A 15,493-nucleotide genomic window follows, 5' to 3' on the forward strand; every position below is an offset into this window, starting at 1 on the left:
CGGCTAGCCCAATCCAGCCGATCTTGGGGGCCTGACAACCAAGACCGCTTACTAGATGGACTGCCTCAAGTTTCTCCGCAGGAGGCAGCGTGGATGAGATGCGGTCGGCGGCTACGCGACTTGAACAGGATCTGCTGGTGTGCTGCCCTCAGATCGGCGGCCAGCGGGCGCAGTTGCGCGCGGAGCTGGATCTGCCTCATGTTTCGGCTATGAGCTGCTGGTTAGGCTTCATGAATCGGTTGTAGGTACTGAGCCGGACTTCGTTCTGCTCGACCCAGACGGCAACGCGTACGAAACGCTCTCCAACACCTTTTGGAGGCAGAACAATCCACCGACAGTCGCATCCGTACGCAACGATCAGTGGCGGCTGGCGGCCTCAGCCCGCACCTTGGTGACGAACTCGGCGGTGACTTCATGCTCGGGACGTTCCTCCGTGTCGTCCGACTCGTCGTCGAAGCTTGCGTAAATGCCGTACACCTGAAGGCAGGCGTCCATGCCGGCGAGCAGGATGTCCAGCAGGTCCGTCTCGTCGATTCCAGTTTCCAGGATCTCGGCGATGGCGTCGGGAGGAGCAATCTCGTCGTCGAGGACTCGGTTCACAACCGCCTCCATCAGCTCCCAGTTGGGCACCTGGAACTCGTCGGCGGCCTCGGGGAATACACGGTCGGTTCCGGCGCCTGCCACGTCGGAGGTCACGTACGCCGCCGCGGTGAGCCAGCGTGTAGCTGTAACACAGGCCTCGCCTGGTGGAATGTGGGCGGCGAGGAGGGCAGCGCCGAAGGGGTCCTCGGCCATCAGCGCTTCGGCACGATCAGAACTCATGGCCGGTGAGCATGCCACATAAACAAACAACCTGGGTGACTGAGAGCAGCCACCGTACTGGGTAAATGAGAAACGCAGGTCCTGAGCGTCGACGGGTCGATCAAGCATCCGACCTGTCCGTTGAGGGATTCGCGCCCTTGGCGGGCCTGTTGGATGGACGAGTCACACGAACCAAAGCCGTGTCCGAAGTGGAGCGGCGGTCAGACAAATAGCAGGCATGATGCTTCGCTCGGCGACGACCTCTGAGCTGCGCGGCCAGGCAGCACCAGCCCGCGCAGCTGGCGGTCGATCGGTGGCCGGCCGGGCTGTGTATGCGGGTAGGTCCAGTGCCGGGCGATCAGATGTCGGTGCCAGCGCAGCAGCGTGGCTGGGGTGACAAAGAACGCCGACCACTGTGGTCGAGGCAGCAGCCGTGACAGCGCCGCCAGCACTACCCGATCCTCAGGCTGCAAATCTGGGCGGTGTACCTGTCGACGCAGGACCGCCACCTGATGCCGCAACACGAGCAGCTCGACGTCCTTCGCACCGCCATCGCGGGCAAGCTAAGGCAGCAACCGCAGAATCTGGCGCAAGACCATGTACACCAATGACGCCGACATGCTCCCGATCGTCGTCACCGATGCTCCCGCGGCGGCACACAAAACCGCACGTCACAGCAACGAATCGGATTTACGAGCCCCACACGCATAACCCAAGAACCGATTTTACTAGCCCACAGGTTACGTTTTCTTGAGGAGCGCCATCCGCGTATGTGGCGTTAGGCCGCTTCAAGGCGCTCTCGGGCGATAATCCTGACCAGGTCAGGCGAAATTGTACGCAGGGAGGACAGCGACACAGTCCAATGGCACCCGATCAGTGCCTGGCTGGCTATGTGGGTAGCGTCGGGCGCAGCCATCGCGATCTTGAGTAGCGCTCGCGCACGGCGCTCGAGGTGAGGTTCGTTGTTGGCAAGGTTCAGTGCCTCCCTGTGCTCGCCGAGCTCAGCGAGCCGAATTGCAACCGTTGCCCTTGCCTCGGCCAGGCGAGGACTATTTCCGCTGGCATCGATGGATTGCTTCCACCACAACGCCAAGTCAGTATCCCCTACCAGGGCGAGCGGTTCCGCCAAATGTACAAGGGCCTCGCCACCCAGCTCAGCTGCGTCGGCAACGATGTCCAGCAGTCCCCGTTTCGCGGCGGAAATCTTTCCCTGGTGCGCTAACCGCGTCACCAAAAGGGCCGAAGCCTCCACGCGAGCGTTAGAGCGCCGCATGGTGGCGACGACTCGGCTAGCGTCTTCGAACATTTCCACCGCGGCGAGCGCTTCGACAATGGATACCTGGGTCGCCTCCCGTTCAGCCATGGGCAGTCCTTGGCTGAGATGCAGAGCCGCTTCCAACGCGTTTTCGGCTGTTTCCGGTCTTCCCTGTCGGGTCGCTGCAACGATGACTAGATTGAGGGCGTCGACGCTCGGTCTCCCGCTTTTCAACACGACCTCCAAAGCCTGGTCGACCAAGCTCTGTGCAAGAAGGCCACGTATTAATGCCAATTGAAAAAGCAGGTTGCCGTAGCGGCTGCTGGCCGCTGCCATCACTTCAGCTCGCTTTTGAAGGCCAGATGCAGCCATGCTCTCGATGAGGTCGGCGACGTGCAACTCCAGGACTAAGGGATCACGCGATAGGTCATAAGCGAGGTCGGCGATAGCAGATGCTGATTCGTGCTTTCCAGCCTTCGCATACAGCTCCATTAAACCTACCAAGCTTGCAAGGCGTCTCTCAGGATCGGCAATGCGAGCGAGCATCGCCTTCGCAGCTCTGGCAAGGTTCAGCGCCCCCGACTCGTCGCCTAAGTCGAGGCGTGTTTTCGCCAGCAATAGCCATGTTGAGAACCGCCGTTCCGGCGATGCGCCAGCTTCGATCAAGCTCTCCGATAGGTGCGTCAATTCTGTGGCACTCACTCGATCTCCGGACTCCGCGAACGCCTCGGCGAAGACGGCCGCTGCGAAGGCGCGCTCTTCCGGCGTGAGAAATTGATCCAATATGGCCTGCACTGCCGTTCCCTGTCCACGTGATATCAGCGTGCGTCCAAGACTCGTCAGTGCAACGTACCTCGCACGCGGACTGGTGATCGCGGAAATGGTGTCCTTGGCTCGCTGAATGAGATTTGCCTTGGTATACGCCTCCGCAATCCCGCCAAGCAACGTCGACCGACGCTGTTCGTCGTCGACTAATAACGCTCTCGCATACGCGACATTGCCCACAGCTTGGATGGTTTCGAGGTCTCCGTCGAGTGCGGCAGGCTCAATCAGACCCATCCATGCAGATGCCTCTTCCTCAAAATCGGTTGCTGTCCTAGCGACTGCCTCGGTGGCTGCAGCCAGACGCTCGCCCTCCCCAGGGTCACCGGCAACGGCCACCGCGCGGGCGAGTTCGGCAAGCATCCATGCCCGCCGACGCGGCTCCTCTATAGAGTCCGTCAACTTCTCACATTCTCTTGCCAGCCTCACGGCCGTCGAAATGTCGTTGCTCTCTTCGATCTGTGCAATGAGAATAGGAATATCGGGGTTCAGACGGGATCTTCCGTAAAGGGACCGCATGACGTACTCGAGGTGGGCGAGCACCTTTTCCGCTCGCTGAGGCAAGCGGAGCGCAGCCTCAGCGTGGGCTTTCTGTTGAGGATCGATGATCGAATCCGTGATTGCCCTGGCCCGATCAAGCTCGCCTGTCAGGACCAGGGCGATGATGGCCAAGGTGAGTGCCTTGGCTTGCCGCTCGGGATTAGCGATGAGACGGGCCAGCGATTCGGCACGGACAGGCTGTCCAAGATAGACCCAGGTAGCGGGCAGATTGGTAGGTACGTTCAAATTGCGGGCAAGCAAGTCGTCTCGCCGTACCGCTAGTCTGACTATCGTCAACAGATCGATGCTCGACTGATTCATCATCAGCTCCTGCGCAGCGCGGATTTCGACCATCGCTGTGGAGTCGCCCCCGGTGACCCCCAGCAGGCGGTCGTGACGGGCGGCGTCGACAGCCAATGCCGTCAACCGCCCGACGTCGTGCTGGCTGTGGAGCATCCTCGAATATCCTCGCAAAAGATACTGTCCTGTGTCGGACGGCCATCCCTTTTGTCTGTATCCGTCGGCCCACGTATTAATTCGATTCATAAAGGAGTTGAGGATCTCACCGCGAAGGCGTTCGATGGCCTCGACGCGTAGCGACTCATGCGCGAATAGGAACAGCCTGCTCGGCGCTTCCAGGGTGTTCTCTTCGCGGCCGACGATGGTCCTGCCGAAGACGCCATGCAGCAGCCCGTCGAGCAGAAACCTAGGCCTGCCAGTCAGCTCCTGCAGCTCAGGCAGCGTCAAACCACCACCACATGCGGCCACGAACCCGATCACCTCAAGCGATACCTCATCACCCACCAACAGTTCGTCGAGCTCCAGCTGCGCCCGCTGCCGTACAGCCTGCGCGTGTGGCCAGGCTTCGAGCCTGCGGACGCGACAATCTCGAAGCGGATGGTCGTGCGCCACGTCCAGCGGGATTGGCGGATGTGGCCGGCCTGCCAGCACGATCCGCAGTCCTTCTTCGGGCAGCTTCGGCAACAGCGACGCGATGCTTGGAAGGCCAGAGCCGGCCCGCGTTCCGGCGTCCTCGTCGAGGCCATCAACGACCAACACAACACGGCGACCTGCCTCTCGCGCCCTCGCCACAACAGCCTTAAGGAGCGCACGCCGGTGACTGTCGCGGGCCGACGCGGTCAGCAATGCCGGAAGCTGCTCGCCGTGCATCGCGGCTAGTTGCTCGAGAAGCGCGTCAGTGAATGCGTTGCTATCCGCCTGGGAAACCAGTCGAGCGGTAACGAAAAAGGACAGGACATCAACCCCGGCTGGCGGATTAAGTACAAAACTGGACATCAGGGCAGACTTACCGGCCCACGGTTCGGCTTGCCACCATAGATAGGCTTCAGTCCCAGCGCAGAATCCGGCCAGCTCGTCCAGCTCCGCCTCGCGCCCCATAAGACCGCCGGCCGGCGCTATGTCGCGAACCTGTTCAAAATATCCTGATCGTGATAGCCACACCGAGCGCGGCGGTGTGACGTCGTCAAGGGCGTGACTGAGCGGTATATCCAGGAGACTCGATAGCCGTTCGCGATCGGACTGGTCTAGTGCCATAAAAGAATGATCTAGACGCGTAGCCGCAAGCCTATTAAGTCCCTCCCGCGGGAATTGCTCCGTGAGCACGCCCACAATTCGATCGTTCACCCAGACAGGCGCCCCGGACATTCCCTGCCACGGCGAAACGCCCGCCTCGGGATCCTCACCAGGCGGCTCGACCGTCACCTCGAGTCTTCCAGTGCGGCGATTGGACAACACACTCGAAAAGCCATGCGCATGATGCAGATCTCGGAATCTCTTCCGGCTTGGACCTTCCCCTCGGCTGCGGACTTTCCACCGGGGGAAGCCCGCAAAGTGGACCTCAACCACCGAAGCCATGTCGGCCATGCCTCCATAGCGTGCCGCAGTTACCGTCTGATGTGCATCTGGCGGTAAGAATGACACGACGACGACATCACTACCTCGCAGGCGAAAGGTGTCCGTTACCTGAACCACCCACTCGCCTGGCTGCCCGGCATCAAACCGCAATGTGATCGACCTGGCGCCGGCGACAATGTGCCACGCTGATAGGACGGTACTAGAGGTGATCCGGTAGCCCGAGCCGCGGATCGTGGCTCCTGCGGCCGAAACAGCGATGACCTCAGCGATCCGGGCCGGTGCGATACCGCCAATAGACAAAAAACCTCCCGCGACACGAGACGCGTCGAACCATCATCGCTCGTGATGACGGCACAGGGAATGGTCAAGGTCAATCGTCCGAGTCGGTTTGCTGACACTTGCGCCAACGCAGCGCTCTTTGTCATTCGCCGGACTGGGAGACGTCACCGACACCGGAATTTGGCCGAGCCGGGCAACGACCCGGCAGCGCCCGCGGCAAAAGCCGATTCCGGTACAACGCTGATCACGAGGGCCTTCCGGCACCTTGGCACCACCCCCAGATTTATCAAGAGCAACAGCTCACCGGCGCCGGGATCCGCGATGTCAGCCCCGCGATCCTGAGCCCCTGGATCAGACGACAGCGTTACCTGCGCTCCTCTTGCTCGCCCCACGACAGGCGCCTCAGTCCTCGGTACGCAGCCGGGACGAATGCCCAGGCTTCTATGTCGCTGGCTCATCGCCTTGGCCCTTCGAAGCCCCGCTCGATCCAGTTCTGGGCGAGCTGGCACAACGCTTCTGGTTCAAAATGGCCAAGCAGGTCATAGGGAGTATTCCAGCGGGGACGGAGTCACGAGTAGATCGGTGAACAGCCGGCGAGCGAGGTTGCGGTCCTGGATTGCCAGAGCTGCCCGCACAAGGGCCTGCAGCCTTCTGGGCCGACTTGGTGCATGGTTCGCGATCACGCATTCCTCGGCTAAAATAAACGCCTCGAGTTCGGCATTTGGCAAAACCCCAGAGCTGCGGCGGCCGCAATCGATTCTAAAAACTGGTCGTATTCATGCACGTAAGTGGGGCCGACGTCGAGCTGCCGGATCTCGGCAAGAAAGGGCCTGATTCGCTGCACGTCGGCGATGTCCACATATCCGGGTTGAGACGGCCGAACCTGAGCACACCCGTGACATCCGGCAAGGCACCATGTTCCACGGTGACAAGGCCGATATCGTCGCCCACGTCGTGCCAGCCGGTGGCCACGGGCCGCCGTCGTCCCGGTCGAGGCGGACGATCACCTGCTGGCTCCGGCAAGCACGTGCCAAGCGGTGAGCACGGCGTTTGAAGTCAGACTGTAGCCGGTGCCGCGTCCGTCGTGACCGCTGATTTCCGTGGCTATCTGAAAGATGCGATCTATTTCCATCGGCAGCCAGTCACCTACAGCTGGGCCGTGCGTGCTGACCTTCAGCACTGAGCATGCCTGCTGTGGGAGCGACGGCAATGGCAAACCACGACAGGTTCAGCGTGACCTCCGGCCGGATCCGCCGGCACGCGCATATGGCGGCTATCCTGCTCGCGTCCACCACAGACCCCAATCTGGCTTCCCGATCCACAACAGCAAGTTCGGTCGTCTACTCTTCGTCTGGCATCGCCAGGTCGGATATCTGCGACGGCCGCCCGTCCGGGCCGACCGGCTGCAGCGTCAGCTTGATCCGGTGTGCCGTTTGTGACGATCGTGCAGCAGCGGCGGAAACGTCCAGCAGCACCAACTTGGCGGCAACTCCGCCAGAGCGCGACATGTCCAGCACAACCGATACCTCCAGCTCGATCGGGCCTACGACGAACTTCGGATCCTTGTTCCGGCCCTGCCACGCCGCCAGGTTCAAATCCCCGCGCAGCTGATAGATCAGATCAGCTAGCGTCAATGCATCATCTGACACGATTCGCAACCTTCAAGATCGGAAAAGTACAACGACAGCCATCATCGCGCCGATTCCAAGATCAAAAAAGCATCCGAATAGGTCGTACTTCTCAAACGTCAAGCTTTCACCTTGGGTTCAGCCAGGACGGGCACAGGCAACAGGTCACAAAGAGGCCTCGCAGATCGGTCCACGTGACCTGACCACTGAGATCCATTCAGGAGGGCTTAGCAACATAGACCTCTTACCAAATCCCAATGTCATCAATGCAACATTGTGGCGCTTTTGATACCGCCAGGACATCCGGATTCCGGCCGCTGTAAGTCGTGCAGCGACACAGAAGGAACACCGACAGCGCACCAGCCAACCGAGCGTTGTTTGCTTCCTCGGCGGCTTGGATCTGCTGCAGCCCACTGTGAATGTGACCGGTTGGCCCAGCTTCTCGCCTCCAATGTCGTTGCTGCAACACTGTTGCTCCTTGTGCCTCCACGCCATCAGGATTGCAATTCCGATTCCTTGACCGCCAGGCCGACAGGGGGACCGCACGGCGTAGGCGGCGATCTGAGTCGATCCGTACCACGATGGGGATCCGCGAAAGGGCTGATCATCCGATTCATTGCGTAGACCATGATAACTATGATGCGTAGTGTGACAGATGCAATTGGCATCGAGGAAGGTCCGGCGGTGCCCGCGCCGCCAGCGGTCGAGGCACCTGCGGCGCGGTACGGGGCCGCGGTACAGCAACTATTTGACAGCGACCACGTCGTCCGAGAAGCGCTGCGGGACAGGCTGGTCGACGTGACATCACGGTCCCTGGAGCTGCGGGCGGAGGCGGCGGCAGCCTTCTCGGGCTTCTACCCGAGCCGGATTCCGGTGGCCGACAGGGAGCGAACGACCTACCTCGCACCCGGCGACGACCTGATCGTTCTCCAGACCGAACAGACGAACCTGACTCTCGAGCGGCAGCGGGCCGCGCCCCTAGCGGGTCGTCTGCGGCTGCACCTCACGCCGGAATTGCTAGATCTCATCGACAAAACCGACGCGAACGACGAGCGGGTAGGGCGAATCCCGCTGGCCGCGCTCCTCGAGCTTTTACGTGGGTCGGTGCCGCTGCCGTCGGCCGATCCGGTGTCGGTATGCCGTGCCGAGGCCCGAGCCGACGACCTACTCAAGGCGATCACGGAGACTCGGCCCAAGCCGAATACGCCTGGAGATGAGGTGAAGAGGAACGTTGACGAGGCCACGGGGCCAACGCATCCCCCGAAGTCGAAGCCATCGGAACCGCCGAAGAAGGAGCCGAACCAGCCCGAGGTGCTCACGAAGATTAAGGAACTGCTTGCCGCGATGCGGACCCCCGAGACTGCCCCCGTCTTCGAGGTACCCTCACGCGCCGATCAGGGGACAGTGCGCGAAGGCCTGGCGACGTTCGAACTGCGTTCCGGCCCGGCCGATGTCACGTCCTACCACGACTTCACCAGCTTGCGGATCGCGTTTCAGGGTGTTTGGACCGAGGTTTTCGATGGGCAGCTCGAGTCGACTGGCCGGCAGCTGTACGAGGAGTCGGTGAAGCTGAAGTCCTTCGCTGGCCTCGACCCGCGGGCGCAGGCGATCGACACTCTGGACGACCTCAAACGGCTGATGGCCGAGGTGCGCGACCTCGCGCAGATCACGTCCGACGCCACCCCCGGTGTGGTCCGCCCGCCGGTCTCGGCCGGCGGCGGCGCGGTCAGCCAGAGCACGACGGCCGTCGACGTGGCGAGGAACGCACTGCTCGGTGGTCCCACCGGCGATCCTGTGGTCGACGCCATCCTCAACCCAGGTGGCGCGCTGATTAACGCCATCGGCAATCTCTTCGCCGGGAAGCCGCAACTCACCTGGGATTCGTTCCCCGGCCCGCTGCCAGTTGGAAACGATGTCATCACGGTGCGGTTCGAGCCCGACGCCGTGCCCGTCGGCACGGTCGAGATCATGATCGAGAACGGCCCGCAGGCATGGTGGTGGAAAGGCATCGAGTTCCGGGAGTTCGATACGCACGGGAACGTGATCTCGAACTTCCGCATTTCCAACGACCCTCGCGACTCCGGCGTGTGGCAGAAGGACAGCTACAACCGGCTGCCCCTCTATACGCCGCAGCTTCAGAACGGCGTGCTGGAGTTCCAAAAGGCCGCGCCCGGCATCGGGTTCGGTGTCCACACCGGTTACTACTTGCTCGCGGGTCTGCCCGCCCGCATGCCTGACCGTATGAGGGCGATCTTCCGCTGGGAGAAGGATTCCTGACGTGGCGATCCCCGACGGAACTGGCTCCTCGCGCCTGGAGAACCTGCTGCGCGACCTCGACCGGATGCTCAAGCAGCCGTATGCGTTCCACGTCTTCGCCGCCGACTCCGTCAACTTCGGTGTGCTGACCACCTACCGGCAGACCTGGGAGTCGCAGAGCTACCAGGTCGGTGATCTAGTGACGACCATGCCCCTGGCCCCGAAGGAGGTCCAGCGTTACACCACGCGCCGGGTCGACAAGAGAAGCCGGGCCAAGAAGGAGGTCGACGAGAACCTCCGCACCCAGCGGACCGAGACCACCGACACCGGCCGCGCCGAGTCGGAGATCGTCGAGAAGGCGGCCAAGAAGTCGAACTTCCAATTGACCGCCAATGAGAGCTTCGGCAGCGACGAGACCATGAAGGTCACGGCCAACCAACTCGTCGCGGGCTCGCAGGACAAGGAGTCTCAGAACACCAAGCGGACCTTCCACGAGAACGTGCGCAAGAGTGCTCAGGAGTACCGTCAGCAGCACCGCATCGAGATCGAGACGACCACGAGCTCGGAGTTCGAAGAGACCTCGTTCCGGGAGATCCAGAATCCGAACGACGAACTCACGGTCACCTATCTGTTCTACGAGCTGCAGCGGACCTACCGGCTGAGCGAACGACTGCATGGCCTGACCCCAGTGGCCCTGGTCGCCAACGACGTGCCGGCGCCAGACGAGATCGACGACTCGTGGCTTGTTGCGCACGACTGGATCCTGCGACGGGCGATCCTCGACGACTCGTTCCGGCCGGCACTCGACTACCTGACGAAGAGTTTTGTCGGCGCCGAGGTGAACATCGCGATCCTCGAGTCCAACGCCGAGGCCCAAAAGAAGGTGGTGGAGGCGCTCGGCGAGCAGGTGCGTGCCCAGATCGGCTTGCTCAGCGTGAGCGAACGAGACGTGCTCTCCGCCGTCCAGAATCTTGGTTCTTCTGAACAGCAACAGGGTCTACTGGACATTGTGAAGGGGATCTTCGACCCGCTTGGCATTGCGGGCACCTCTGACACCGGTGCGGTCGATGCGGCTCAGCTGATGGTCGACTATGCGAAGGAGGCGCGTGACCGGGCGGATCGCGAGCGGGCCAGGCTGCTCGACCAGTTCACTCTTGCTGTCAGCGGCTTGCAGGTGGCGATCGATAGGCTGTCGGCCTCGGTTCGCGAGCACTACGACAACGTGGCTGCGATCGACCGGCTGCGGGTACATGTGAAGGACAACATCCTTTACTACATGCAGGCGGTCTGGAGTCACGAGCCGCCTGACCAACGGTTCTTCCGGCTGTACAACATCGACGTCCCGATGGTCGAGTTCTCCTCCGAGGGCATCACGGTCGACGTGATCAAGGGCGGCGGAAGCCTGGCCGACGACCTGCTCGGCCGCGACTTCGGAACGGTTGAGCTGCCACTGCCGAAGACGACGGTCGTGAAGCGCAAGCTGGCCGACGTCGCTGATCTCGACGAGGTGCTTGGCTTCAAGGGCAATTACACGATCTTCGCTCTGAAGGAGAACAACTACCTGACCCTGCGCATGATGCAGGACTATTTCGAGGTCGGTGACGACCTGGTGCTGCGCGATCCAGACGAGTTCGGCGAGCTCACGGTGGAGCAACTAGCCGAACTGGCCACCTGCCTGCATAAATGCGACCCCCAGCGGTTCGAGGCACGGTTCGACCAGATCCGTGCGGCCCTGATCGACAAGCTGGCCTCACCACGGGCTGGCTCTGACTTCGTCATCGTGCCGACGAGTTCGTTGTACATCGAGGCCCTCGTGGGGACGCACCCGCTGCTGGAGGACTTCAAGCTGATCCACCGCGCGCTCGACGTGAAGAAGGTACAGGCCGACGTACGGCGCCAGGAGCTAGAAAACCTGCGCCTGGCCCGGCGCCTGTTCGCGGGGAAGGATGACGACCCCGACATCGACAAGAACATCGTCGTCACCGAAGGCACAAACCTAACCCTCGAAACGGACTGACCCCGGTGAAGGCCTCGCCGCAACAGCGAGCGGCGGCTGCTCGGCTGGGTGCCGCCTACCTGATCACGACGGCCACCGGCGGCCGCCTCGATCGGGAGGCCATTCCGTCGGCTGCGCGGGACGGTTCGCTGCGGCCTGACCTACTCGCGGCCCTCGAGAGGGTTTATGGGACGGACAACGAGCGGGCCAGGCAGCCTCGCCCATATAGCAACCGGTATTCGCTCTACAAGGCCGACTACGACGCTGTCATGCCGATGGCGGAGGACACGATTCGAAGCTGGACGAGCGCCACACTGACCGCGGAGCTAGTGCAGCTCTCGATCTTCGCCTCTCGCCTCAAGGATCAGGTGGTCGGTTCGGACCTGCACCGGCGGGCCCAACAGGTGGGCGTCGCCAGCGGGGGCTACGAACCCCGAGCCGACGAGATCGTAGCCGCCTACGGCAATCCCCGGTTGAGGCAACGGGCGGACGGCTGGTGGGACCCGGCTCGGGAACGCTACATCGAGCACTACGCCCCGATCCGGAAGGAAGAACGACTGCAGCGGCTGGTCCGGGCGCGGCTGGCCGGACCCGTGGCGAAGGAACAGGACGAAACCCTCTCCACATTGTTCGTCCATCCGAATGGCGTCGACATCCTCGCCGAGTACCGATCCGGGGCCGCAGCGGGGCTGCGATGCGCCAGCTGGCACGTGGATGCCGCCGACCGCGCCATGATCGAACTGTTTGGCCGCCTTACCGCGCCTGGCAACACCGACATCTGGCACTACCCGCTGCTCGTCGTGGGTGGCATCAACGCCAGCGGGCTAGGCGGCGTCCCTGGATTCCCGGAGTACGTCGCCGCGCTCGGTCAGGTCCTCGGCTCCGACAGCCTCGACTTGTGGCTCGGGGCGGCTGGGATCACTGTCCTTGCCCTGGGGATCTTCTTCACCGGCCCAGCCGCGGCCCTGATCCTGGCGACCGCCGATCTGGCCCTCGCGGGAATGGGCGTCGGTGTCGCATACCTGCGCGACCGCGAGCAGGACCTGACCGCGCAGGCCACCTCATTGCGCCCCGAGGAGGCACGGCTCGCAGAACCCAGCACGTACGCCGGCACACTCTTCGCCGGAGCGGCGGCGCTCCTGAGCGGCATGGCCTTTTTCAGGGCGGCCAAGGAATTCCGGGCGGTGGCCCAGGCCCGGCCGACCACGGTCGCACGAGCGCTGGCCCAGCCAGAGGCGGCGATCCCCGACTGGGTGCGGGTCCGGAGCAGGCCCATGGTCGAAAAGGTCGAAACCGTCCACCAGTCTGCGGGCGCCAGCCTTCCTCATGGCTTCGGCACGCGGAGCAACGCCTTCGACCCGGCCACCTACCGAGCCGTTCAGCGGGGGACTGAGGGGTTGCCACCGAGCGCGGCGAGGTCGACCGGTCAGCCGGCACCTGCAGCAGAAGCCGCATCTGCTACGACGCGCCCGGTGGCCGAGACTGTGCCGACCGGCAACCGCCCCGCCGCGGACATCCCGCCGAACGCGCCGCGCGAAGTCTCCGTAACCGCGCCGGCTGACGCACCGCCGACTCCTGAGACGGCCCGGGGCATAAGTAGGCACGACTCGGGGCGCTCGACCGGATCGGGCACCGACGAGCCGGTGCTCCGATCCGACGATCCACGGGCGACCGGTGAGCGCGGCACCGGCGCGCTCACCCGTGAGCAGCTACAGGCTCACCGAGCGGAACTACGCGCCGCCCTGCAGGCCAAGATTGAGGCCAAGGAAGCCGAAATTCTCTCCGAAGAAATACGTTTAGCCAGAACGAAGAGAGAAGTCTCCGAGGTCAATCATCAGCGGCGGGTTGCGTATGAGGCTGGCCGAATCGACGAAGTCAGGGCACTACGGCCGAAGCTGGAGGAACTTAAGGACGAAGTAGATTCGTTCACCATCGATGCGTTGAAAAACGACTTGAAGCGATTCAAGAAACAGCTCGGGATTAGCGCCGAGGAGCATTACCTGAGGATCACCGCGGCAGGTGCTAGCCACGCAAACTCAGTGCTGGTCCGAGCCGGCCCAGCCAGCCCGTTGTTCCGCCCATCCACGACGGGGACCTATTCGGTAGAACACATTTGGCCGCGCAGCCAGATATTCCTCGAACCGGCTTTCCTCGGGCTCCGGCGCGAACAGCAAGTGGCACTGATGGCCTACCAGCCCAATCTGATCAAGATTCCCGCCGCCGCTAACTCGGCCCGCGGCAATCGCGCCTACCGCACCGTGAGCGCCGAATTTACGAGGACCTTCCTCTCCAGCCCGGCGGCGCAGGCGGAGTTGGCCCGGATGGAAGAGCTGATGAAGGCCGACATGATAAATCTGATGAAGAACCCTCATCTGATCCCCCTCTGAGCCCACCCGATGCCACGCGTCATGGCGGTGCGGAAGGGACCAGTTGAACCAGGAACAGGTCATCGATCAGCTCGAGCTCGGCGACTCCGGATCGGAATGGCAAAGAATGCATGGTTCTACTGACGCATAGGTTGACGCCTGCTGCATCTGATGCTTAGTAGTAGCGATTTTCGGTCAGCGTCATCAGCCGGCCTTAGAGGTAGTGGCGGATTTCGCTTGCTATGACGTGCGGTTTTGTGCGCGGTGCTGGGGAACGTGGAACTGCTGGTGTCGCGCCATCAGGTGGCGGTCTTGCGCCCGGCAGGTACACCGCGACCTTGTGGGCTCGTAGTTCCGATTCGTTTGCCGTGACGTGCGGTTTGTGTGTGCCGGGCGCGGAAACAGCCTGGGTCGGTGGGGTGCGGTTTGCGCGTGGTCTGTGCAGCGGTGACGGCAACGATTCGGCTATGAGCGCTTCGCTGGTGTATCTGGTCGTGCGGCAGATCTTGCAGATGCTCAGGCTCGGCCGAGATCAGCGTCGTCAACGCCAAGCCCTTTGTCATCATGAGCCGCCTGGAGGTTGGCCCTGACGGTACCTTTCACCGTCCCGCTGTCGGCCGACATGAGGGACGCTGCACATGATCGCCGCTATGGGCGGTCGCTTCGTGGTCACGAGGTACCGAACGCGAGTGCGCTGCGGGAAGCCTGGCGGCGTCAACACCGAGCCCACGCCGGGACGACGAGGCACCACTCGAGGAAGCAGACCAAGCTGCTTCGGGAGCGGAACCGTCTCATTGCGTATGCGCAGCACCAACATTCGGCTGAGTCGCAACAGGATCGGCCCATGCTCGGATGATTTCCGGCCAGGATGATGCTCGTCATTTGACGAGGCTGGCAACAGCCTCAACCAGCTGCGCCAGACCGGTCAGCACAGCTGCAACGGCGAGGAGCACGCCTACGATCTTCGCGGACGTAGAGAATCGAGAACCACTCGGTTCGGGGAGCTGGGCCACGGCCGTCAACCTCTCTCGATGGGCATCCCAAGTTAGGGATTTCCATCGGGGTTCATCGCGGCGCCAACACCGTTATAGACGGTGTCTCCGCTACAGACAAATAGAGAATTGGGAATGCTTTAATTTGTGGAGGCTGGCCTGCCCGCTGGCAGCCTGAAGTCTTCCGGCGCCGCCGGGAGCGTTCCGGCCGCCACTCCGCATCACCCACGTCGCAGGCCGCTGGACCTGGGCATTCATGGCGAAGCAGAAAAGCCGACTGTCCGCCGTAGGAAGGTAAAACCATGGCAGCCCGAGTTGCTCGGCCAATGGCTCGACTCCGTCAGCGACCATCGCCTTTATCCCGTGTTCCACCTGGGAGCGTTCGCCGGAGTGCGCCGTGGCGAACTTCTCGGCCTCACCTGGGACGATGTTGACCTTGACAGGGAACAGCTCACCGTAAGGTGGCAGATCGCGATCGTGAGCTACGGGAGAGCCCGCAGGGCGATCAAGACTGGGGGAGTGCCGCAGTACCTCAGGCCACCCAAGACGAGGGACGGCGAGCAGCGGACTGTCGACCTGGACCCACACACGGTGGAGGTGCTCCGTCGGAGCCGGAAGGCTCAGGCCACCCCGCAGCTGTCGTTCAGCGGTGGAGTTCCGTAGACGGGCTGCAATCCGAACGG

The 15,493-nt window shown here is 62.7% G+C and carries 8 protein-coding genes; 4 read left to right on the forward strand and 4 right to left on the reverse strand.

Annotation, left to right across the window (positions count from 1 at the left end; genetic code table 11):
* Nucleotides 1-357 precede the first annotated feature (357 nt).
* The 4 genes from Rhe02_RS04615 to Rhe02_RS04630 all read right to left on the reverse strand — a co-directional run bounded on the left by Rhe02_RS04615 (nt 358) and on the right by Rhe02_RS04630 (nt 7,221).
* Entirely contained in the window at nt 358-822 is a 465-nt protein-coding gene (locus Rhe02_RS04615; RefSeq protein WP_203906790.1) for a hypothetical protein, read from the reverse strand.
* Nucleotides 823-1,022: 200 nt separating this feature from the next.
* Nucleotides 1,023-1,253, reverse strand: a complete 231-nt coding sequence (locus Rhe02_RS04620; protein ID WP_203906791.1) for a hypothetical protein — start codon at nt 1,251-1,253, stop codon at nt 1,023-1,025.
* 326 nt (nt 1,254-1,579) lie between these two features.
* Complete coding sequence (locus tag Rhe02_RS04625) at nt 1,580-4,972, reverse strand: P-loop domain-containing protein (RefSeq protein ID WP_203906792.1); 3,393 nt, start codon at nt 4,970-4,972, stop codon at nt 1,580-1,582.
* 1,940 nt (nt 4,973-6,912) lie between these two features.
* Entirely contained in the window at nt 6,913-7,221 is a 309-nt protein-coding gene (locus tag Rhe02_RS04630) for a trypco2 family protein (protein ID WP_203906793.1), read from the reverse strand.
* 627 nt (nt 7,222-7,848) lie between these two features.
* On the opposite strand from Rhe02_RS04630, the gene Rhe02_RS04635 reads away from it, so the two are divergent.
* From Rhe02_RS04635 to Rhe02_RS04650, 4 genes are all read left to right on the forward strand, one after another.
* Nucleotides 7,849-9,477: a hypothetical protein gene (locus Rhe02_RS04635; RefSeq protein WP_203906794.1), complete on the forward strand. Its 1,629-nt coding sequence runs from the start codon at nt 7,849-7,851 to the stop codon at nt 9,475-9,477.
* A gap of 1 nt (nt 9,478) precedes the next feature.
* A complete protein-coding gene (locus Rhe02_RS04640) occupies nt 9,479-11,473 on the forward strand; it encodes a hypothetical protein (protein ID WP_203906795.1) in 1,995 nt (664 codons plus the stop codon).
* 248 nt (nt 11,474-11,721) lie between these two features.
* A complete protein-coding gene (locus Rhe02_RS04645) occupies nt 11,722-13,839 on the forward strand; it encodes a hypothetical protein (RefSeq protein ID WP_203906796.1) in 2,118 nt (705 codons plus the stop codon).
* A gap of 1,118 nt (nt 13,840-14,957) precedes the next feature.
* Entirely contained in the window at nt 14,958-15,473 is a 516-nt protein-coding gene (locus Rhe02_RS04650; RefSeq protein ID WP_203906797.1) for a site-specific integrase, read from the forward strand.
* Nucleotides 15,474-15,493: the final 20 nt, after the last annotated feature.

It is taken from the genome of Rhizocola hellebori (assembly GCF_016862955.1).
In the GTDB taxonomy this organism is placed as follows: domain Bacteria; phylum Actinomycetota; class Actinomycetes; order Mycobacteriales; family Micromonosporaceae; genus Rhizocola; species Rhizocola hellebori.

Bases quoted from the DNA above. Each gene is read 5' to 3' on its own strand.
- Rhe02_RS04645 (WP_203906796.1), top strand. From the start codon at position 11,722: ATGCCGATGGCGGAGGACACGATTCGAAGCTGGACGAGCGCCACACTG.
- Rhe02_RS04625 (WP_203906792.1), bottom strand. From the start codon at position 4,972: ATGGCACTAGACCAGTCCGATCGCGAACGGCTATCGAGTCTCCTGGAT.
- Rhe02_RS04615 (WP_203906790.1), bottom strand. From the start codon at position 822: ATGAGTTCTGATCGTGCCGAAGCGCTGATGGCCGAGGACCCCTTCGGC.